Origin of the sequence: Stenotrophomonas sp. S41, assembly GCF_016624625.1 — a bacterium.
Taxonomy (GTDB): Bacteria; Pseudomonadota; Gammaproteobacteria; order Xanthomonadales; family Xanthomonadaceae; genus Stenotrophomonas.
In genome coordinates, this window is sequence record NZ_JACVTV010000080.1 from 1 (window position 1) to 20,505 (window position 20,505).

The following is a 20,505-nucleotide window of genomic DNA, read 5'->3' on the forward strand; positions in this document are numbered from 1 at the left end:
CCCCCCCCCCCCCCCCCCCCCCCCCCCCCCCCCCCCCGACTCTACAAAAGCGGCAGCCGAGCATGGCTCGGCTCTACAAAAACCGGTCAGCGGAACTGCAGCGTCAGCAGGAAGTAACGCCCCAGCGGATCATCCAGCCCGGCCATCTGCCCGCCACTGCCCACCAGGTAATTCACCGGCGCGGTATCCAGCACGTTGTGCACGTCCAGCGCCGCCACCACGCGCGGGCTCAGCTTGCGTGCCACGTGCAGGTTCCAGCGCAGCTGCGCAGGGTTCATGCAGCGATGCGCCTCGCGCTGCGTTTCCGGGCAGTCCTCGCCGGCCAGCCACGCACGCGTGCGGCCCACGCGGTTGCCGCGCAGGGCGATGTCCCACGAAGGGTTCTGCCACTGCACGTTGATGATGCCGGCGAAGGTGGGCGTGGCGTGGCCGCGCAGGTCCACCGATTCGCCATGCGCGCGGTCGCGGCGCAGCTCCTGCTGCTTCAGGCCATCCAGCGAGAACAGCCACTGGCCATCGCGGCCGGCATCGATGCGGTACTCGCCGCGCAGCACCCAGTTGCGCGAGGTGGTGCGGCCGATGTTGTCGAAGGACAGGCGCAGGTCGCGCAGGCGGCCCTGCTCGTCCAGTTCCCAGGTATCGGGGTTCCACAGCGCATCGCTGGGCTGCAGCGCGAGAATCTCGTTGCGCAGCTCGACGATGTTGTGGGTCAGCGACAGCGAGAACGCGTCGGTGGGCGTCCAGCTGGCGGCCAGCGAATGGCTGCGCGAGGTCTCGGCGCGCAGCGCATCGTTCTCCACCACGTCCACTTCCACCGCGCAGCCACCGCCGCGCAGCGTGCGTGCACACGGCGGCAGGGTGTCCGACGCGGGCAGCGCCAGCAGGCCGAAGTAGGCCGGTGGCCGCCGCCGCTCGAACAGGCTGGGTGCGCGGAAGCCGCGACCGCTGGCCAGCAGGAACGACCAGTGCGGGCTCGGGCTCCAGCGCAGGCCGGCACGCGGCGAGAACGCACTGTCACCATCATCGCGGTCCAGCCGCGCGGCCAGGTCCAGGCGCAGCGTCGAGGCCAGTGGCAGGCCGACTTCGGCATATGCCGCGCTGCTCGGCCGCGACAGCCGCCGTTGTTCCAGCGGCAGGCCCAGCGCCAGTTCGCCCTTGCCCAGCAGCGGATCAGGCAGCGAGGTCCAGCGTTCCTGGCGCAGGTCGAGGCCGGTGGCCAGCTGTGCCTTGCCGCCGGGCAGGTCCATCAGTTCGCGCTGCACGCCCCACCAGCCCTGCAGCTGGGTGGTGCGGCCGCGGTTGCGGATGGTCGGGAACAGTTCGTCGGCCAGGCCCGGTGGCAGCGTGGAAAAACCGGGCAGGAAGTCCAGCGCGAGCGCGGCCTCCAGCAGGCGCTCGCTGCGCACGGCGCCGCCGGTACGCAGGTCCACCTGGCTGCGCTGCGCACTCAGTCCGGCCTCCCAGCTGCGGCTGCGCTGGTCGCGGCCGATACCAACGGTCAGGTCGCCTTCGCTGGCGCGCACGCGCGGCTGTACCTCGCCGCCCTCCTGCAGCACCACGTTGAGCAGGGCATTGCGGTTGAAATCCAGCGCCACTGCGGTCGGGCCCAGTTCGAAGCGCTGGCGGTTGTGGCTGGCACGCGCTTCCACATAGGCGTAGCGGCCTTCGCCGCGCTCATGGCGGTAACGCAGATAACCCGACAGCGTGTCCGAGGCCGGCTGCAGCGAACGCGGGCGCACGCTGTCGTACCAGCAGCCATCCTCGTCCTCCTGCAGCGGCGCATGGCATTCGCTGGCCGGGTAGTAATCGCCGTTGGCCAGGATCAGGCCGATCGGGTACAGCTCGCTGTCGGCATGCCAGCTACGGCGGTCGCCGGCCACATGGCGCAGGCGGTGCAGGTCGAGGCCGGCAAACCAGGGGTCGCCGTTGTCACGCACACCGCCGGTGGCGGCCTGCACGCGGTGCTGGTCACCATCGCCGCGGCCGCTGACGCCGGTCTGCAGGGTGGCTTCCGGGCCCTCGGCCTGGTCGCGCAGGATGATGTTGACCACGCCGGACATCGCGTCGGCTCCATAGATGGCCGAGGCGCCGCCACGCACCAGTTCGATGCGTTCAACGAAGCTGAGCGGAATGCCGCCGAGGTCGGTCAGGCCGCCTTCCTCCAGCGACACCATCGGGTAGCGCGGCAGGCGGCGGCCGTTGACCAGGAACAGCGTGGCGCGCGGGCCCATGCCGTCCAGGCTGGTGGTGGCCGCCGCGCCCACCGGCAGGTACAGCGAATCGCCACCGCGCGAGGTGCTCAGCGGCGGGTGGCCGTTCATGCCGGGCAGGTGGCGCAGCAGATCGAACAGGGTGCCGTAGCCGCTGCGCAGGATGTCCTCGCGCTCGATCACCGTCACCGGCAACGTGGTCTGCACGGAGGTGCGCGGCAGGCGGCTGCCGGTCACGTGGATCGGTGCCAGGTCCACCTGTGCCGGCCGCTGCGGTCGCGGCGGGGGAGCGGGCGCAGCCACCGCAGGCGCTGCTGCCGCCACGGCATGGCGACGCAGCACGTAGCCGCCGCCGGGTGTGCGCAGGATGTTGACCGGTCGGCCGGCCACCAGCGCCTTCAGCGCAGCGGCAGGTTCCTGCGGTCCCTGCGTTCCGGGCGTGCGCAGGTCGGCCAGCTCACGTGCATCGAACACCAGCGAAACGCCGCTCTGCCGCGCCCACTGCTGCAGCGCCGGCGCCAACGGGCCGGCGGCGATGTGGTATTCGACCGGGGCGGCGGTGGGCGATTCTGCAGCGGCCGTGGCACCGGCCAGGGCAAGCCACAGCAGGACCATCAAACGCTGCCGCAGTGCCCCGGGGCTGGGCATCCGCGCCGCCTCAGTAAGTGCGGCGCAGTTCCAGCGCGCCATCCTTGCGCGGCTGGCCAGCGATCGACCACCCCAGTTCCAGGGCAGACAGCAGTTCATGCGGATCGCCGGCACGGAAGCTGCCGCTCACGGCCAGGTCGGCGATGTCCGGGTCGGCAATCACCAGCGGCGTGCTGCCGTAGCGGTTCATGCGCTCGACCACGGTGGACAGCGGCGTGGCATCGAACACCAGGCGGCCTTCGGGCCAGGCTTCGGCCGCGGCGGTGGTGGCCAGCTGCGGGCCTGGCTGGATGCGGCCGGACGGCGACACCTGCAGCTGCTGGCCCGGGGCGAGCGTGTGCTGGGCGCTGCCGCTGGTTACTTCCACGGCGCCTTCCAGCAGGGCCACTTCCACCCGGCCGTCGCTCAACCGCTCGACCTGGAAGGTGGTGCCGATGTCGCGGATGCTGCTGCCGCCGGCCTGCACCCGCAGCGGGCGCAGGGAGGCGGCCACCTGCAGCTGCATGCGGCCGCGTTCCAGTTCCAGCTCGCGCTTGCGCCAGCCGAAGCGGGCGCTCAGCGTGGTGCCGGCATCGAGGGTGGCGATGCTGCCATCGGCCAGCGTGCGCACCTGCGGCAGGTGGCTGGCGTTGGCGTAGAGCTGCGGGGTGGGATTGCCATCGGTGTAGACCATCCAGCCGATGCCCACGGCCAGGCAGACGCCAGCCGCCGCGGCCACCGAGGGCAGCCAGCGCCGTGCAGGTGTGCGGGCGGCGCGGGCAGCGGCGGTGCGCAGCCACGGGTCCCCGGACAGGCCAGCGCTGCGCAGGTGCAGCTTCTCGGCCTGTGCCCAGGCGGTAACGTGGGAGGGGTGTTCGGCCAGCCAGTCCTCGAACGCTTCGCGCTCGATCGAGGTGCAGTCGGGGGCCTCCAGGCGGGCCACCCAGGCGCTTGCGCGCTCGAACAGCAACGTGTCATCCATGTATGCGTCGCGGGTCACTCACTATCTCCATCAGTGTGGAGAGGATTGCTGCCCAGCTCCTTGCGCAGGCCCTGAAGGGCACGGGCGATGTGTTTTTCCACCGTCTTGGCGGTGATGCCGCAGTGCCGGGCGATCTGTGCATAGCTCATGCCGGTGATGCGGTTGAGCAGATACACCTCGCGGGCACGTTCGGGAAGCTTGAGCAGTGCCTGTCGCAGCAGCGCGATCATCTGGCCGGATTCTGCCTGACGCAGCGGATCGGGAGAAGTGCCGTGCGGCTCCTCGCTGCCGTCGCGTTCACCCAGCGGCAGGTGAGCGCGCGCGTGTGGCGAACGGCCGCGGTCGGCCAGGCGGTTGCGGGCGATGCGGTACAGCAGCAGCCGCAGTTCGTCGGTGCCATGGCCGCGGTAGCGGATCAGCCGCTCGATGCTGTCCTGCGCGATGTCCTCGGCATCCTCCGGGCCGACACCGCGCATGCGCAGGAAGGCACACAGCGGCGCACGTTCCTCACGGATGAAGGCGATGAAGGCATCCGGAACCCCGGCCGGGTCCGGCGCGCGCTGGGGCAGGGGGGAGGGGGCGGACAGGGGGAAGGCCTCGAACGACAAACGCGTCATCGAGTTTTACAAGACCATGACCGCAGGGGGAAGTGCGTGTCGTTTGCGACATGCCTGGATGAATGAGTTCAGATTTTCGCGTGCGACGCACTGGGGGTGTTCGGTGCGCTGCGGCGTTCTGCTTTCGTCCCGCGTGGTGCGGGTTGGAGAGAGAGACCGCAATGAAGCATTCGAAGTTGAGCCTGGCCCTGGCCGGCCTGGTGGGTATGGCAACGCTGGGCGCGATCGGCGACGCAGCGGCGATGAACTACCACGTGCAGGACGACCGCGTCGTTCTCAGTGGTGGCGTGACCTTCGCCGACGTCGTCGCGCTGCCGGCGCTGCTGGCCAAGGCACAGGAAGAAGGCCGCCCGATCCGCGAAGTCGTGCTGCGCACCTCCAACGGTGGCGCGCTGATCGCCGGTGAGTGGCTGCAGGCCATCATCCGCACCCAGGGCCTGGACACCATCGTGTCTGGCCACTGCATCTCGTCGTGCTCGATCATGCAGTCCGGCGGCGTCAACCGTTACCTGGCCGGCGACCTGCCGGTGGTCGACTCGGTGCAGATCCACGCCGCCAGCAGCGGCGGCCGCATCACCTACAGCCCGTCGCCGCGCATGACCCAGATCTACACCGGCAACTACGGCGGCGGCATGGATGCCGGCCTGCTGCACAAGGCCATGTATGAAGTGGTGGCGCCCAACGGCCTGCTGGTGTTCCGCGACCCGTCGCGCACCACCGGCACCTCGGTCAGCTTCGACCCCGATGGCAGCGGCCGCAACCTGCAGCTCTTCCCGGGCCAGGACATCTACAGCAACCACATCATCACCGAGGCCGGCTACCGCGACCCGGGCGATACCCTCACTGTTACCGGCAACGTCAGCGGTGACATCAACCCGGGCTACATGGCCACCGCACGGCAGCTGCAGGCGCTGGTGGATGATGATTTCGCGCGCTGGAACGACGACGAGTACGAGACCACCTACATCAACTATGCGGTGACCCTCTACAACCTTGCGTCCAACGGCCCGAACGGCGTTGGCCAGTTCTCGCTGCAGGATTACCTCAACGATCCGGGCAACCAGGCGTTCCTGCAGGGCCAGCTGCGCCTGGCCGACCTGGATGCCTCCGCGCTGGCCAACTCGGCCGGCGTGATCCGCGTGGCCAAGGGCGGCACCTGGCGCACCTCGGCCACCACCGGCGCTGATTTCATGCTGGTCGACGGCGGCACCATCGCCCTGGAAGGCGGCGCCCTGCGCGCACCGGAAGTGCGGGTGATGGCCGGCGGCCTGGTGGTCGGCCACGGCGACATCGCCTCGCTGGAAACCGACACCGATGCACTGCTCGACGCCACCGGCCCGTCGCTGCGCGAGGACGGCTTCAACCGCCTGCGCGTGTACGGCACGCTGATGCCGCGCGGTGGCGACCTGGTCACCCATGGCTACGTCAACATCATGCCGGGCGGCAACGTGCTGTTCGACGTCACCGAAGCCGGTGGCAGTGCCGCCGGTCGCCTGCGCGTGGGCAGCTTCTATGACGGCGGGCAGACCGATGGCGCACTGGTGATCTCGCCGGGCGCGCACCTGGAGTTGAACGTCGCCCAGGGCTTCTACGCCGGCAACTACCAGCGTGAACTGGTCACCGGCCCGATCTACGAGGATGGCTTCGCCGATGCCGTGCGCCTGGGCGATACCGGCTACAGCGCCAGCATCACCGACAACGAAGTCTTCCGCCCGCGCCACAACTCGCTGCTCAGCTTCAACATCCACCAGAGCGAAGACGGCCTGTCGCTGACCGCGAACCCGGGCTTCGACCAGCTGGCACAGCTGACCGCCAGCAACGGCAACCAGAGCCTGGGCGTCGCCCTGGCCGCCGCAGGTGATCGCCAGGACGCGCGCCTGAAGTCGCTGCTGGGCGCCCTGCAGTTTGCTGACCGCGATGTCATCGCGCAGCAGGCCGGTGCCCTGCGCGGTGACGCGCATGCCAGCCTGCGTCTGGCCGACAACGCCCTGCTGGGCAGCATCGGCAACGTGGTCACCCAGCATCAGGCCGGCCTGCGCAGCGGCAATGGTGATGCCGGCGGCCTGGCCGCGCAGGCGGCGCAGGCCGCGTCGGCACAGCCGGGCATGGCCAATGGCAGCCTGTTCAACCAGCTGGCCATGCACCTGGTCGAGCCGGCCGCTCAGGCGGTGGCTGGTTCGAGTGGCGTCAACTATGGCGACAGTGCGCGTAACCACGGCTTCTGGGGCCGCGGCTTCGGCAGCCACGGCCGCATCGATGGCGACGGCGGCGTGGCCGGCCTGACCCACACCGTGGGCGGCATCGTGCTGGGCGCCGATACGCGCGTGGCCGATGACCGCGTCAGCCTGGGCGTGAGCGTGGCGGCGGCCGACATGTCGACCAAGGCCCGTGATGGTTCCGGCTTCACCGGTGACGTGCGCGCGCTGGACATCGGCGGTTACATCGATGCCACCTATGCGCGTGGCTACCTGTCGGCCGCCGTGCGCTACACCGACCTGCGCCACGACACCCGTCGCGGCATTGCCGGCATCGATGGCCTGGGCGATCCGCTGCGCGCCAAGTACAACAACGATGCGGTCTCCGCGCGCCTGGAGCACGGCTTCAGCTTCACCACCGGCAATGGCCTGGTGGTGCAGCCGCTGCTGCCGGTGGTGGATTACGCGCGCACCTCGGCCACGCGTTTCAACGAAGGGCAGGGCGCCGGCGCACTGGCTGGCCGTGGCGACAGCCTGGAAAGCATCCGCGTGGGTGCCGGCCTGCAGCTGTTCAAGACCTTCAATGGCAAGAATGGCGAGCGCATCACCCCGCGCGCCCGCGTGGTCTGGCAGAAGGAACTGGGCGACACCCAGGCCCGCTACAGCACCGGCTTCGCCGCCGCCCCGGACCTGGTGTTCGGCAGCAGCAGCCAGACCCTGGGCGAGCAGGTGCTGGCCTGGAACCTGGGCGTCACCAGCCGCGCCAGCGACCGCCTGTCGGTGATGGTCGACTACGTGGGTGAGCGCCGCGATGGCCAGGTGCAGAACGGCGTGATGCTGGGCCTCGGCTACGCGTTCTGAGTAAAGGGCGCACCGGCGGCATGACCGCCGCCGGTGCGCTATGGTCTGCGCAGGTTTCCCGTGCAGGCCCGCCATGCAGATTGCCGTGTTCAGCGCCCGTCCTTACGACCGCCGCTTCCTGGAAGAAGCCAACGCGCGCGACGGCGCCGGGCAGGGCTTCCAGTTCGTCCATTTCGACGCCGCGCTGGAGGTGCACACCGCGGCACTGGCGCAGGACTGCGCCGCCGTCTGCGTATTCGTCAACGACCGCCTCGATGCGCCCGTGCTGCAGGCGCTGCATGCACTGGGCGTGCGCGCCGTGCTGCTGCGCTGCGCCGGCTTCAACAACGTCGATCTGGCCGAGGCTGCACGCCTGGGCCTGTTCGTCGCCCGCGTGCCGGCCTATTCGCCCGAGGCCGTGGCCGAACACGCGCTGGCGCTGGTGATGACCCTCAACCGGCAGACCCACCGCGCCTACAACCGCGTGCGCGAAGGCAACTTCATGCTGGATGGCCTGCTGGGCCGCACCCTGCACGGGCGCACCGTGGGCATCGTCGGCACCGGCAAGATCGGCCTGGCCACCGCACGCATCTTCCGTGGCATGGGCTGCACCGTGCTCGGCCATGACCCGTACCCGTCGCCGGACTTCGACGGGGTGGGCGAGAGCGTAGGGCTGGATGAGCTGTTGGCGCGCGCGGACATCGTCTCGCTGCACTGCCCGCTGACCCCCGACACCCAGCACCTCATCAACGACGCCTCGCTGGCGCGGATGAAGCCTGGCGCGATGCTGGTCAACACCTCGCGTGGCGGGCTGGTGGATACCCACGCGGTGATCCGCGCGCTGAAGTCGCGCCGGCTGGGCCATCTGGCCATCGACGTCTACGAGCAGGAGAGCGCGCTGTTCTTCCAGGACCTGTCCGGCGAGATCATCGACGACGAGGCCTTCCAGCGCCTGATGACCTTCCCCAACGTGCTGGTGACCGGCCACCAGGGCTTCTTCACCGTGGAGGCGCTGCAGGAGATCTCGGCCATCACCCTGGGCAACCTGGCCGATTTCGCCGCCGGGAGGGCATGTGCCAACCGGGTAGGGGCGGATTGACCAGCGGGGTGGGCTGCCCGTAAAATCGCCTGCTCAGCCGGAATAGCTCAGTTGGTAGAGCGGCGCATTCGTAATGCGTAGGTCGCAGGTTCGACTCCTGTTTCCGGCACCAGTTGTAGAAGAGCCCCGGCCTTGGTCGGGGCTTTTTGTTCTGGGTGGGTCGTCGGAATTGATTGATTGGTGAGGGCTTTTTCTGCCGGACAGATTGCTTGCTCGGCGTCCCTACTACTAGTTGCGAATGGTACGCATCCTTGGAGCTCACGCAGGGAACGGTCCGGATTTGACTTCCGGTAGCCTTACGATGAAGCTCAACAGTGGCGCTGCTTTTGATCCGCGATCACAGGGGCAAATCGGATGCCTTGCAAAGCTGTCTGGCGACGGCGACGGCGACGGCGACGGCGACGGCCAAGGACAACCCGGCCTAAGAGTGTTCGTCCATGCGGTGGGACGGACAGCTTTCCGACGAAGACGGGTGCGGCCATTCGGCAGCAAGAATGGTCGCACCTTTGCATAACTCGCAGAGTCTTTTTACTGGCGCGATTGACGCCACGCTTCAAACATCTTTAGTGACTGAATCTCTGCCGGAAGCTGGAGGCCTCGAGCGAGTCGCTGCGTGACAATGTCAATCTTTGAGAGCTTCTGCCTTATTGGAGTGATCTTGATTGTGTTTGGGATCGCATCGTACTCAATCTTGAGCTGATTAAGCTTATCTAGGCCTTGGCTGAAGCTCTGGTTGGCAGAGTAGTCATCGGCTGCTCGGTAGTTCAATTGCACTCTGAGGTCAAAGTACGTCGTTGAGTGCCTCTCCGACATCGATTCTAAGTTGACCTTCTGCGCATCAACAATCTCCCAAGCATCCTCGAAGCGATGCAGGAACATATAGCTGCGCGCCAGACTTAGTCCAACTTCAGGAGATGCTGGGTCAAATTTATGTGCAGCCTCAAACTGCTGCATAGCTTCTTCTACTGAGTCTTCTCTATAAAGTAAGAACTTCCCATACCAATAATGAATCTGCGCAGATTGAGGGGACAGCTGGAGCGCAAGCTCGTAATTGTCGCGTGCCTCCTGTAGGTTCCCCGAGTGCTCATGGAAAAATGCCGTGACCCGCGCAACTTCAAAATAGTCTGGAGAAAGTCGTCGTGATTCCTCAAGAATCTCGTATGCGTGGTCGTTCTTTCCATCGTGAAGCGCGGAAAGCGCGTCTCGTAGCATCTTTGCGACAACTCGGTCGCTCTTTAGTCTGACCTTGATTGTGGACTGACTGTACTTGTTTGCGGCGGCCGAGTTGGATCCCCCTTCAAGGACGGCAGTTAGCTTATTTCTGTTCGTGTTTACGCGCTGCTTAAACGAGTTTGAAGGTCTGTGGTACTTGTTCAAGTAGGCTCTTGCCAGCTCGGAGAGTTGGTAAGTAGTCTTAATCGAGCCGCCCGCCGACTTAGACTGCTCGGCGAGCATGTTAGTACTTAAGAGAACTTGTAGCGACTTCTGGATCCGTAGCGCATTGAATCCTGTGAGGTATGAGAGCTCGGCAATATCCTTGTATCCCGGGGCGCACTGCATGGTAGATGTAACATCCCTCGCATCTTGCGATAGGAAGTTGTAAACGTTGGACATGCAGAATTCGAGGAAGAGAGACGAGTTTTGGAGTGCGGCCTCCGGTGTGGCCCCTGCCTGGACTGCGCTGACGAACCACTTTATGTAGCCTGGATTAAGGTGCATTCTTGTTGCAAAGCGACGTAGTGTCTGGTCGTCTTGCTTTGAGATTGACGGGCAGTTCCGTATCCTTCCAAGCATGCGAAGCAACTGAGCCCCGTATTTCTCCTCGATGCCAGGGAGTTTGATTGGGTATTCATAGGCGCCAAGGCCAATTCTTGAAGTTATGATAAGCTTGCTTCCATTGGGAAGTGCGCTGACGAATTGCCTGATGGTGTCATCAAGAATTGTCTCAAGATTATCTATAAATAATGCAATTTTGAAGGTCTTCAGGTACTCGATAACGTCCTCGAGTGGAGAAGGGCTATTTGCTGCGCCGAGATAGGAGGATACCTCTCCAAGTACACCAATTGAAGACGTGATTGCTCCATGTATGTCGCGAATCTCAGTGGCAGCTATCTGGGTGGTTTTTGACGAGACCCAGACAATCGCATCAAAAGGTCGCGATTTGTCTTCGAGTAGTTCGTAAGCCACTTTCAGTGCTAGTGCACTCTTGCCTACGCCGCCTTCGCCAACAATTGAGATCACTGGGAAATTGCCAAGGCACAATTGCTTTAGGGTTCGCAGGACGTCATCTCTCCCGACTAAACCAGTCTCATCGAAATCTGGAATGGGCAGATTATGCGAGATTAGGTCTTCGCTTTCATTTGCCGGGATCTCAAGTCGCAACACATAGCTCGCATCTTCCGAGAGCTTCTCTAACGTTTCATCAAGATGTGGCCACCTCGAAGGTCCGCTTTTATGCAGGGCCTCGCATAGGTCTGTTACGAACGGTAGGTCCTCGACATTCAGCGGACGGAAGTGCATTACGCGATTTCTTATTGCAACCACTTTTTCGAGATCAGAGGTGCGATGTTTGACCTCCGCAGTTAGCTCGGTTGGGAACTTCTCGCGTTGAGAGTTAATGATCTGGAAGGTGTCCCCAAAATCTAGGTACTCGACGACATCCTTCACTCTCGGGTCGTCGATTTCAAATCCTACATCTTTCTCAAGTCGATCCAGTGCGCGGCTGGAGATTCCTTTGTCTAGCTTTGACTGCGATAGAGAGTCTTCTCCAAGGAAGATCCTGATGCTCGTCTTAAGATCATGCTCTAGGGCGCTCAATAGAGCGTATGTCGTCATTCGACTGAGGTTAAAGGCCATGGATTGATTTCCATTAGTTCCGTCTAAAATCCGTATATCGGCCGAGTTGGGGCCAACTTTAGGCACATTGATCGGACAGTTGGTGGACTTAATTAATGATCACTCACTTGCGGACGATCCTTATCCAATCACCAACTCGCATCCCGTCCTAAGTTGGACTTATCGCCACTTACGGACAGTCTGTCAATGTCATCTGCCTTCACCAAACGCATTGTTTTCACAGCTGAACCCAAGGATCGCCCCTATGAGCTCAGGGACCCTCAGGTTCGCGGCCTGATCCTCCGTGTGCAGCCCTCTGGGCACAAAGCTTGGATCGTGACCTGGACGCACGGTAAGCGTCGTACCTCGGGGTCGGTCGAACATCTGACGCTTGATCAGGCCCGCGACCAAGCCCGGCAAGCGGTCGCTGAATACGTTCAGCCCGGGTTGCCAGCGCTTGCGAAGTCCAAGCCCACCAGTTGCACTCTCGAAGTGCTCCTGTGGCTTCATTCGGCGCGGTCGCATGTGATTCACTCAGTCAAGTCACAGGTCTGCGCGCCTCGGTTCGTGGAATAGTACAAATCCATGGCCTGCGATTGAACAACGAGACCGCCAGTAAGCTTTTTCAAAATTCTCGTGGAAGTGACTCAGGGATGAAAGCAGATCACCGGACTGTGCTGTTGTGGCTACTGGCTTCACTGGGGGCATGCGTTCTACTGTTCGTGCTTCTTTTCGATCGGTATTCCTACTATGACTATCAGAAAGGAAAATGCGAGGCGGCAGGCCCTGTTGAGTTGGTCGTCAGTCTGGTCGGGAGCTTCGATTCCGGCCGGCCAAGAGAAAGATCGTCTCCTTACTACTTGAGAGTTGAGATCGTCGGCGAAAACAAGGGGCGTGTTGATCTCAGTGAGGCCAGGCTGACCTCATCGAAGTCGAGGGAAAGTGTTGATCTTGGTGACATCAGGAAGACTGAGGTGGCAAGGCAGGGTGACCCTGTCCCTGTGATCGTGTACTCGGTGGACTCTCTCCGGCTGGACTACGACGACTACGTTTTTGAGGGGGCGGTTGCCACAGATCCAGTCGGCAGGAGTAGCTCGGTTGCATTTACCTGCTCTTTGACTAAAAGCTATCGAAGTGAGTGGCGTATTCCTTTCTGGGACGCCTTGATGAGTGTTTAGCCTGCATAGGGCGGGCGTAGCTCGGGAGATCGCAGTAGTGGGAACTGAGGACCGCGCCTTTCTCGCACATCTGCTTGAGCGGGGTCTGTTGGCCGTCGGCAACAGGGTCGATTCAGTGCAGATGGACGCGTATTGGTCAGGAAACATCACGGTTCCGGTGCCGATCGATGCGGAGGTTGAGGCGTATCTGCTGCGTGCGGACGCCGATGCATTGATCCGCGCGGCCCTGTGGGTCGTGCGCAATCACTTCCTGTCCGCTACCCATCCCGCGTTGCATATGCGCGTGGTTCGCTGGCTGTTCGCCCAGGATCGGTTGGCGCGCTCCGAGCTGCTCGGCTTGCTTGCGCTGATATCGCGCCATGGGCTGGACCAGGACGGTGAGGAAATCGCCCTGATCGCGTGGGACACGCTGGAAGAGGGAAGGTTGCACGAGGGCGAGGAGCTGATTGTTCCCATGCTGTGGTGCCTCGGCCCGTCCACAGCGAGACTGTTTGTTGATTTCAACAACCGCGATGCCGACGGCCACCTGCGGCTCAATCTGTGCGGCACGCAGAACGACGTTGCCGCGCAGTCGCTCGTCCTGCAGGATGGGTTGATCGCCACTGGCTATGACGGTGACTTGGCTGCGGCCATCATCGTGATCGGGGCAGGCAGGGAAGGTGTGTGGAGAGCCAGGATCGTGGATGGCCCCTGGGAGGAGCTGCGAAAGTTGATCGTTTGAGGTTACGGAGGAGGGAGCCCAGGCTGCCGTATTTCAATGGAAGAACGTTGTATCGGGGTGCAATGATGAAGTCAGGTGGTCTGGTTCTTGCGGTTCTCGTTTTGCTGGCACTGTCCGGCTGTGAAGCTCCGCCGCGCTTCGACGTCTGCAAGTATCGTGGGAACTCAGATTCTGAGAATTTCTGCGTTGTTTCCTATGTGTATCTGATGGCGCATCCCGAGCAGTTTGAGGGGCGGGATGTGGAGTTCCGGGCGTGGGCTCGCGTGGCCAGCGATGCCACCCTCCTGTTCCCGACCAAGGAGGCCATGGACGATGGTGAGTCTATCTCGTCCATGGTTGTTTACGGGGAAGCGATGGCGCCTGATCTTCTGCAGAGCGCGCGCGTTGCACGCGTTCTTGTGCGGGGAAGGTTCTGTCTGTCTGAGGGAAAGGTGCACCCTTTGGACGCCGAGCGACTTGGGATCATCCAGAACGCCGTGATCCTGCCTTAGGCCGGAGTGCTGCCGACCTATCTTTCGCCCAGGCTGTCGGTTCCTGCACGCCACATCGGCCGTTTGCGTCACAACGGCCCGGGTCCACGCGTTGTCCGTGCATGCCTTGGAAGTTTCCCATGCAACAGCTGGGAAGCAGAAAGCGTCACGCGTCCTGCTGAATCCCAGGTCGTCTGCGCCACCTCATGTCGTGTACACCCTCACATCAGCGCACTCGCGACTTTCCATGTCGCCTCTGCCACTCCCGCGCGCATGCAACACTCCCTCCCACACGCTCGACGCATCCGATCCTTTCGGATTTTTCTCATTGAATCGAACGTGCAGGCGTAAACAACATGGCGCGCCACCGAAAAAGGGTGGCCGGGCGTGCAAACCCGAGTCAGATGTCACTTACGCTTGCCAGCCGGCACCGTCCTGAAGCGGTGTCGGCTGGCAATCCGTCGGCCCTTCTATGGCGGGCGGTGCGTGGGGGTCTTCGGACCCGCCGGTCAATGGTGACTATCTGCCCCGGTTTGCAACCCGCACCGTCCGCCACCCGCCTCCGCGCGGTGGCGCTGTTAAGTAAAGCCACGGAAGCCGACGCCATGACCACCCGCAAGACTCCGCCGTTCCCCATCGATGACCCCATCAACGACGACGCCAACCCTGCCGATGAACTGAGCACCTTCCAGGGCTGCCTCCGGCGCATCCGTGATGGCGAAGGTTCCGATGGCATGCTCTGGCCGGAAGAGAACCTGTCCGAAGGCCGCCGCCAGTCGCTGGCGCGCATCGACCGCGCGGCCGTGGCCATCCTGACCGCGGTGGAAATGCTGCACGCGGCCAGTCGCTGCGAGTCGGTGGCCACGCCCAAGCGCCATCTGGATGAGGGCGTGGTCGAGGGGCTGTTTTTCGCCTGCCGCGAACTGGCCGAACTGGTGTGCAGGGAAGTCAGGCCAAGCTGACCGCCCTCTCTCGCTGGCGGAGCTATTCAAACCCGCTGTCCCGGCACTGGGCTGCCTGATACGCTGCGCCTGCACGCCGCGCCGCGCGGCCCCAGGGATTGTGTGCCATGGCATCAGGGAATGTGTTGAGCCGGTCCATCCTCGCCGCAGCCTTCGTGGTTGCGGCCGCACTGCCTGCGCTGGCAGGGGCCGCGCCGGAAGCCGAGACCACCCGTTTCGTACGGGAAACCCGGCAGCTGGAAGTTTCTCCGCTGCAGCCCGGCGCGGATGACATGCGGCGGTGGCTGTTCAACTGGGCGCTGGAAACCCCGGATTATCAGGTGATTATCTGCCCGGTCCTCGGGCTGCCCGAGACCGTGGATGAGGAAACCTCGATCGCGCCGGAAGTACTCGCGCAGCAGACATTTGGAAACCTGGCGTACCAGATCACCGAAGGCAGCGACGGCGAGGAGCTGGATCGGCAGCTGGCGGGCGTGGAAAGTGCGCTCAAGGCCTACGCGGTGTTCATGAAGGCTGATCCCTCGTTGAAGATCCCGGGCGTGGATCACCTGGCTGCGCTGAAGAAGGCCGGCACCCTGCGCGCGCATGTGGCGGCGGTCCTTGAGGAGAAGTGCGGCGCCGATGCTCCCCGGGAAACCCTGAGTCTGGACGCGGAGGATGCGGCGCCGTCGGACCTCACGGTGTTCCTGGGCGATTTCCTGCGCGGCACCAGCGTGGTCTATCCGATGCAGGTGGGCCAGTGGCAGGCGGTAGATGAGCGCCGGTACGACGATGTACTGGGTGGCGCTTCGGTCCGCTTCGAGCGGCCGGGCGACAAAACCGGCTGGATCGACCTGTACTTCTATCCCGCCGGCGTGCAGGAACCGGCCCAGCGGCGGGAGGCGGCCGAAGGCGAGCGCGAGGCGTTGCTGGATGCGCGCAGGGAACAGATGGCCAGCGAGCGCGACATGTCCCCGCTGCAATCAATGGTGGTGCCGGTCGCCAGTCTCGGGCCCGGTGGGCCTGCACGGGTGGATGCGAACGTGCTGGACTTCCGTTACAGCCACGAGGGCACGGCTTACAGCTCGGTGATGGTCTTCGCGATCGACCGCATGTACGCCATCAAGTTGCGCTACAGCGTGGAAGCGACGGCGGCCAGCCGCGAGCAGGCGCGCCGCGAGGCGGAAACCTTCTTCAAGGCACTGCTGCCGGGCGTGGAGATCATCAGCTTCGGCAGTTGCGGCGGGCTGCCTGCGGAGGATCAGCTGCGGCTGCGCATGGGCTGCGTGGGCGCCGATCCACTGCTGCCGGTAGTGGGCGAGGGCCAGCGCGAGCTGCGCTTCGAGTACCCGGCGGTCCATGGCGCGGCGGGGCAGTAGGGTCGCCAGCCATCTGCATTCCTGAATGCGTTCATCGGGCTTTGCCGATTCCGGCATCCCCGCGCTCTGCCCACCCGGTGCGACAACGTGTCGCAGCGATATCCGGCCACTTCCTGCGCTGGATCATTGTCAATGCTCTTCTTAAATGATGCGTGACGGCCTAAAATTGAAAGGCTGACTCGACCCCACCTCACTGCCTGTCTCAACCGCAGGCGGGACCGGCTTTGGCCGGAGCGGGCAGGACGGGGAACGGCATTCCCTCGCAATTGGATCGACCGATGATTCCGTTGAAAACCCTTGGGCGCTGGTTGCGCCCGGGCCTGCTGCTGTCGTTGCTGGTGATGCTCACCGGTTGCGATGCAGTGGCCATCCTCAGTCCGAAGGGCCAGATTGGCCAGGATGAGAAGACCCTGCTGATCACGGCCACCGTGCTCATGCTGCTGGTCGTCATCCCGGTCATCATCATGACCCTGACCTTCGCGTGGAAGTATCGCGCCTCCAACACCAAGGCCCGCTACGAGCCGAAGTGGTCCCACTCCACGGCGATCGAGGTGGTGGTGTGGTCGATCCCCTGCATGATCGTGCTGGTCCTGGCGGTGCTGACCTGGCGGTCCTCGCACGCGCTTGACCCGTACAAGCCGCTGGAATCGGACGTCAAGCCGGTGACCATCGAGGCGATCTCGCTGGACTGGAAGTGGCTGTTCATCTATCCGGAAGAGAAGGTTGCGGTCGTCAACGAGATCAAGTTCCCGGTCAACACCCCTCTGAACTTCAAGATCACGTCCGACACGGTGATGAATGCGTTCTTCATCCCGCACCTGGGCAGCATGATCTATTCGATGGCGGCGATGGAGACCAAGCTCCACCTGATCGCCAACGAGACCGGTGAATTCCCGGGCATGTCCTCGCACTACAGCGGCCTGGGCTTCGCCAAGATGCATTTCACCGCCTATTCGGTCACCGATGCCGAATACCGCCAGTGGCTGGACCAGGCCCGCGCCGGCAAGGAAACGCTGGACCAGGCCTCCTTCAAGGCCCTGGGCGAAGCGAAGAACTCCGAGTGGTACCCGGTGACCTACTACGGCACCGTGGAAGAAGGCCTGTTCGACTGGGTCCTCGCCAAGCACATGGGTGACAACAAGCACTACGGCATGAAGCATTCCCACACGGGTGCTGCTGCGGCAGATGCGGCCAGCCATGAAGCGCACGAGGGGCACGCCCCGACCGACGCGCATGACTCCAAGGAATCCGGGAAGAACCTGGACGCCACCGAAGAACACGAACACGCTGGCCACGAAGGCCACATGGGTTCGGGAGAATGAACATGCTGGGAAAACTCTCTCTTGAGTCGATCCCCCACGATCCGATCGTGCTGACCACCCTGGTCGGCGCGGTGCTGGGTGGCCTGGGCGTCATCGCCCTGATCACCAAGTTCAAGCTGTGGGGCTATCTGTGGAAGGAGTGGTTCACCTCGGTGGACCACAAGAAGATCGGCGTGATGTACCTCATCGTCGCCTTCGTCATGCTGCTGCGCGGTTTCTCCGACGCCATCATGATGCGTACCCAGCAGGCCATCGCCGTCGGCGGGTCCGAGGGTTACCTGCCGCCGCACCACTACGACCAGATCTTCACCGCCCACGGCGTGATCATGATCTTCTTCGTGGCGATGCCGCTGATCACCGGCCTGATGAACCTGGCCGTGCCGCTGCAGATCGGTGCGCGCGACGTCGCGTTCCCGTTCGTCAACTCGCTCAGCTTCTGGCTGTTCGTGTCCGGCGCGGTGCTGATCATGCTGTCGCTGTGGATCGGTGAATTCGCCGCCACCGGCTGGCTGGCCTTCCCGCCATTGTCGGGTATCGAGTACAGCAACAATGTAGGTATGGACTACTACATATGGGGCCTACAGGTAGCGGGCCTGGGTACCACCCTGAGTGGTATCAACTTCTTCATCACCATCTTGAAGATGCGCACCCCGAGCATGAAGCTGATGCAGATGCCGGTGTTCACCTGGACTGCCCTGGTGACCAACGTGCTGATCGTCGCTGCCTTCCCGGTGCTGACCATCACCCTGGTGCTGCTGACCCTGGATCGTTACCTGGGTACGCACTTCTTCACCAATGATGGTGGCGGCAACGCCATGCTGTACATCAACCTGATCTGGATCTGGGGCCACCCGGAAGTCTATATCCTGGTGCTGCCGGCCTTCGGCGTGTTCTCCGAGGTCATCGCGACCTTCTCGCGCAAGGCACTGTTCGGCTACAAGGGCATGGTCTACGCCACCGCCTGCATCGGCGTGCTGTCGTTCATCGTGTGGCTGCACCACTTCTTCACCATGGGCTCGGGTGCCAACGTCAATGCCTTCTTCGGCATCACGACGATGATCATCTCGATCCCGACCGGCGTGAAGATCTTCAACTGGCTGTTCACCATGTTCCGCGGTCGCGTGCAGTTCACCACGCCCGTGCTGTGGACCATCGGCTTCATGGTCACCTTCACCATCGGCGGCATGACCGGCGTGATGCTGGCGATCCCGGCCATCGACTTCGTGCTGCACAACAGCCTGTTCCTGATCGCCCACTTCCACAACGTCATCATCGGCGGCGTGGTGTTCGGCATGTTCGCCGGCATCACCTACTGGTGGCCGAAGATGTTCGGCTTCCGCCTGAACGAGTTCTGGGGCAAGTGCGCGTTCTGGTGCTGGTTCATCGGCTTCTACGTGACCTTCATGCCGATGTACGTGCTGGGCTTCATGGGCATGACCCGTCGTCTGCAGAGCACCGTGAACCCGGCCTACGAGCCGTTCCTGCTGGTTGCCGCCGTGGGCGCCTTCATCGTGGGTGCCGGCATCCTGTGCCAGATCATCCAGGTGGCCGTGTCGATCCGCGACCGCAAGAAGACTGCCGACCTGACCGGCGACCCGTGGGATGCCCGTACGCTGGAGTGGGAAACCTCTTCGCCGCCGGCCTTCTACAACTTCGGCGCCCTGCCGGAAGTCACCGAGCTGGACGATTTCTGGGAGCGCAAGCAGCGTGGTGAAGCCTGGCCGAAGCCGGCCAAGTACACCGACATCCACATGCCGCGCAACACCGGCACTGGCGTGGTGATCGGCGCCTTCAGCCTGGTGTTCGGCTTCGCGATGATCTGGCACATCTGGTGGCTGGCCATCATTGGCTTCGTCGGCATGATCGCCACGTTCATCTACCGCACCTTCGACCAGGACGTGGACTACTGGGTCCCGGCCGCCGAGGTGGAACGCATCGAGAACGAACACCGCAAGCACCTGGAATCCCAGGGCCTGGTGAAGTCGGAGCTGAAGGCATGAGCACCAATACCTCGACCCTGAGCCACGGGCACGCCGCGCAAGCGGCGGCCCATGGCCATGACGACCACGAGCACCACGACACCGGCGGCAACACCGTCTTCGGTTTCTGGGTGTACCTGATGAGCGACTGCCTCATCTTCGCCTCGCTGTTCGCCACCTACGTGGTGCTGGCCGGTGGCACCGACGGTGGCCCGGGTCCGAAGGACCTGTTCGAGCTGCCGTTCGTGGCGTGGGAAACCGCGCTGCTGCTGACCTCGTCGCTGACCTTCGGCCTGGGCATGATCGCCATGCACCGCAAGCAGGTCGGCCAGATGCTCCTGTGGCTGGGCGTGACCTGGCTGCTGGGCTTCGGCTTCATGTGCATGGAAGTCTATGAATTCCATCACCTGATCCATCAGGGCTATGGTCCGGACCGCAGTGCCTTCCTGTCGGCGTTCTTCGCCCTGGTCGGTACCCACGGCCTGCACGTCAGCGCCGGCCTGCTGTGGCTGCTGGTGATGTTCGTGCAGCTGAAGAAGTACGGCCTGACCCCGACCAACAAGACCCGCATGGCGTGCCTGAGCCTGTTCTGGCACTTCCTGGATCTCATCTGGATCGGCGTGTTCTCCGTCGTCTACCTCAATGGAGCGCTGTAATGGCACATGACAACCATGCACATGACCACGCAGCGGGTGGCGAGAGCCACGGCAGCGTCAAGTCCTACCTGATCGGCTTCGTGCTGGCGGTGGTGCTGACCGTCATCCCGTTCTGGGTGGTGATGTCCGGCGATTTCTCGCGCACCGTCTGCGGTGTGGTGATCGCGGTCACCGCGGTGCTGCAGATGCTGGTCCACCTGGTGTTCTTCCTGCACCTGGACCGCTCTTCGGAAAGCCGCTGGAACGTCAACGCTGCTGCCTTCACCATCGTGGTGATCGGCATCATCGTGGTCGGCACCCTGTGGGTCATGCACAACATGAACGTGCACATGATGCACTGACGTCTTCGCGACGTTGCCACACGCGAAAAGGCCGCCCTTCGGGGCGGCCTTTTTGTTTGGGTTGACCCGTCCTGAATTGGGTTGACACCTTTTCCCTCTGGAAAAGGAATGTT

Annotated in this window: 15 protein-coding genes and 1 tRNA gene; 12 read left to right on the forward strand and 4 right to left on the reverse strand. The window is 63.6% G+C overall.

Annotated elements, in window-relative coordinates; all coding sequences use genetic code 11:
- Nucleotides 1–86: 86 nt before the first annotated feature.
- Genes IAE56_RS15270 through IAE56_RS15280 form a run of 3 tightly spaced genes read right to left on the reverse strand, consistent with a single transcriptional unit; the run spans nucleotide 87 to nucleotide 4,436 of the window.
- Nucleotides 87–2,858, reverse strand: a complete 2,772-nt coding sequence (locus IAE56_RS15270; RefSeq protein ID WP_200753107.1) for a TonB-dependent receptor — start codon at nucleotides 2,856–2,858, stop codon at nucleotides 87–89.
- A gap of 10 nt (nucleotides 2,859–2,868) precedes the next feature.
- Nucleotides 2,869–3,837 (reverse strand): FecR domain-containing protein, encoded by a 969-nt coding sequence (locus IAE56_RS15275; RefSeq protein ID WP_325167195.1) that lies wholly within the window; start codon nucleotides 3,835–3,837, stop codon nucleotides 2,869–2,871.
- A complete protein-coding gene (locus tag IAE56_RS15280) occupies nucleotides 3,834–4,436 on the reverse strand; it encodes a sigma-70 family RNA polymerase sigma factor (protein WP_200753108.1) in 603 nt (200 codons plus the stop codon). The genes IAE56_RS15275 and IAE56_RS15280 overlap by 4 nt, the downstream gene beginning before the upstream one ends.
- A gap of 161 nt (nucleotides 4,437–4,597) precedes the next feature.
- Here IAE56_RS15280 and IAE56_RS15285 point away from each other — a divergent pair, with 161 nt between their 5' ends.
- From IAE56_RS15285 to IAE56_RS15295, 3 genes are all read left to right on the forward strand, one after another.
- Entirely contained in the window at nucleotides 4,598–7,492 is a 2,895-nt protein-coding gene (locus IAE56_RS15285) for an autotransporter domain-containing protein (RefSeq protein WP_200753109.1), read from the forward strand.
- Between the two features lie 73 nt (nucleotides 7,493–7,565).
- The gene (locus IAE56_RS15290) at nucleotides 7,566–8,570 is read left to right on the forward strand and encodes a 2-hydroxyacid dehydrogenase (RefSeq protein WP_200753110.1); all 1,005 of its coding nucleotides are present in this window, start codon (nucleotides 7,566–7,568) and stop codon (nucleotides 8,568–8,570) included.
- Nucleotides 8,571–8,606: 36 nt separating this feature from the next.
- Nucleotides 8,607–8,682 (forward strand) — tRNA-Thr (locus IAE56_RS15295).
- 416 nt (nucleotides 8,683–9,098) lie between these two features.
- On the opposite strand, the gene IAE56_RS15300 is transcribed toward IAE56_RS15295, so the two are convergent.
- Nucleotides 9,099–11,426, reverse strand: coding sequence for an NB-ARC domain-containing protein (locus tag IAE56_RS15300; RefSeq protein WP_200753111.1), 2,328 nt, complete (start codon nucleotides 11,424–11,426; stop codon nucleotides 9,099–9,101).
- A gap of 632 nt (nucleotides 11,427–12,058) precedes the next feature.
- On the opposite strand from IAE56_RS15300, the gene IAE56_RS15310 reads away from it, so the two are divergent.
- The 9 genes from IAE56_RS15310 (at nucleotide 12,059) to cyoD (ending at nucleotide 20,392) form a co-directional block, all read left to right on the forward strand.
- Complete coding sequence (locus IAE56_RS15310) at nucleotides 12,059–12,583, forward strand: hypothetical protein (protein WP_200753113.1); 525 nt, start codon at nucleotides 12,059–12,061, stop codon at nucleotides 12,581–12,583.
- Between the two features lie 37 nt (nucleotides 12,584–12,620).
- A complete protein-coding gene (locus IAE56_RS15315; RefSeq protein WP_200753114.1) occupies nucleotides 12,621–13,304 on the forward strand; it encodes a hypothetical protein in 684 nt (227 codons plus the stop codon).
- 62 nt (nucleotides 13,305–13,366) lie between these two features.
- A complete protein-coding gene (locus IAE56_RS15320; RefSeq protein WP_200753115.1) occupies nucleotides 13,367–13,795 on the forward strand; it encodes a hypothetical protein in 429 nt (142 codons plus the stop codon).
- A gap of 584 nt (nucleotides 13,796–14,379) precedes the next feature.
- The gene (locus tag IAE56_RS15325; RefSeq protein WP_108768197.1) at nucleotides 14,380–14,736 is read left to right on the forward strand and encodes a hypothetical protein; all 357 of its coding nucleotides are present in this window, start codon (nucleotides 14,380–14,382) and stop codon (nucleotides 14,734–14,736) included.
- A 107-nt stretch (nucleotides 14,737–14,843) separates the two neighbouring features.
- Entirely contained in the window at nucleotides 14,844–16,094 is a 1,251-nt protein-coding gene (locus IAE56_RS15330; RefSeq protein ID WP_200753116.1) for a hypothetical protein, read from the forward strand.
- A gap of 278 nt (nucleotides 16,095–16,372) precedes the next feature.
- Complete coding sequence (gene cyoA / locus IAE56_RS15335) at nucleotides 16,373–17,416, forward strand: ubiquinol oxidase subunit II (RefSeq protein WP_200753117.1); 1,044 nt, start codon at nucleotides 16,373–16,375, stop codon at nucleotides 17,414–17,416.
- Nucleotides 17,417–17,418: 2 nt separating this feature from the next.
- A complete protein-coding gene (gene cyoB, locus IAE56_RS15340) occupies nucleotides 17,419–19,416 on the forward strand; it encodes a cytochrome o ubiquinol oxidase subunit I (RefSeq protein WP_200753118.1) in 1,998 nt (665 codons plus the stop codon).
- Nucleotides 19,413–20,051 (forward strand): cytochrome o ubiquinol oxidase subunit III, encoded by a 639-nt coding sequence (gene cyoC / locus IAE56_RS15345; protein ID WP_200753119.1) that lies wholly within the window; start codon nucleotides 19,413–19,415, stop codon nucleotides 20,049–20,051. Before cyoB ends, cyoC begins: the two co-directional genes overlap by 4 nt.
- Nucleotides 20,051–20,392, forward strand: coding sequence for a cytochrome o ubiquinol oxidase subunit IV (gene cyoD / locus IAE56_RS15350; RefSeq protein WP_108768202.1), 342 nt, complete (start codon nucleotides 20,051–20,053; stop codon nucleotides 20,390–20,392). Before cyoC ends, cyoD begins: the two co-directional genes overlap by 1 nt.
- Nucleotides 20,393–20,505 lie beyond the last annotated feature (113 nt).

What these genes read in the sequence shown, in the direction of transcription:
- IAE56_RS15290 (WP_200753110.1), top strand. Translation starts at nt 7,566, where the DNA reads ATGCAGATTGCCGTGTTCAGCGCCCGTCCTTACGACCGCCGCTTCCTG.
- IAE56_RS15280 (WP_200753108.1), bottom strand. Translation starts at nt 4,436, where the DNA reads ATGACGCGTTTGTCGTTCGAGGCCTTCCCCCTGTCCGCCCCCTCCCCC.
- IAE56_RS15325 (WP_108768197.1), top strand. Translation starts at nt 14,380, where the DNA reads ATGACCACCCGCAAGACTCCGCCGTTCCCCATCGATGACCCCATCAAC.
- IAE56_RS15285 (WP_200753109.1), top strand. Translation starts at nt 4,598, where the DNA reads ATGAAGCATTCGAAGTTGAGCCTGGCCCTGGCCGGCCTGGTGGGTATG.
- cyoC (WP_200753119.1), top strand. Translation starts at nt 19,413, where the DNA reads ATGAGCACCAATACCTCGACCCTGAGCCACGGGCACGCCGCGCAAGCG.
- cyoA (WP_200753117.1), top strand. Translation starts at nt 16,373, where the DNA reads ATGATTCCGTTGAAAACCCTTGGGCGCTGGTTGCGCCCGGGCCTGCTG.
- IAE56_RS15320 (WP_200753115.1), top strand. Translation starts at nt 13,367, where the DNA reads ATGATGAAGTCAGGTGGTCTGGTTCTTGCGGTTCTCGTTTTGCTGGCA.
- cyoD (WP_108768202.1), top strand. Translation starts at nt 20,051, where the DNA reads ATGGCACATGACAACCATGCACATGACCACGCAGCGGGTGGCGAGAGC.
- IAE56_RS15300 (WP_200753111.1), bottom strand. Translation starts at nt 11,426, where the DNA reads ATGGCCTTTAACCTCAGTCGAATGACGACATACGCTCTATTGAGCGCC.
- IAE56_RS15270 (WP_200753107.1), bottom strand. Translation starts at nt 2,858, where the DNA reads ATGCCCAGCCCCGGGGCACTGCGGCAGCGTTTGATGGTCCTGCTGTGG.
- IAE56_RS15330 (WP_200753116.1), top strand. Translation starts at nt 14,844, where the DNA reads ATGGCATCAGGGAATGTGTTGAGCCGGTCCATCCTCGCCGCAGCCTTC.
- cyoB (WP_200753118.1), top strand. Translation starts at nt 17,419, where the DNA reads ATGCTGGGAAAACTCTCTCTTGAGTCGATCCCCCACGATCCGATCGTG.
- IAE56_RS15310 (WP_200753113.1), top strand. Translation starts at nt 12,059, where the DNA reads ATGAAAGCAGATCACCGGACTGTGCTGTTGTGGCTACTGGCTTCACTG.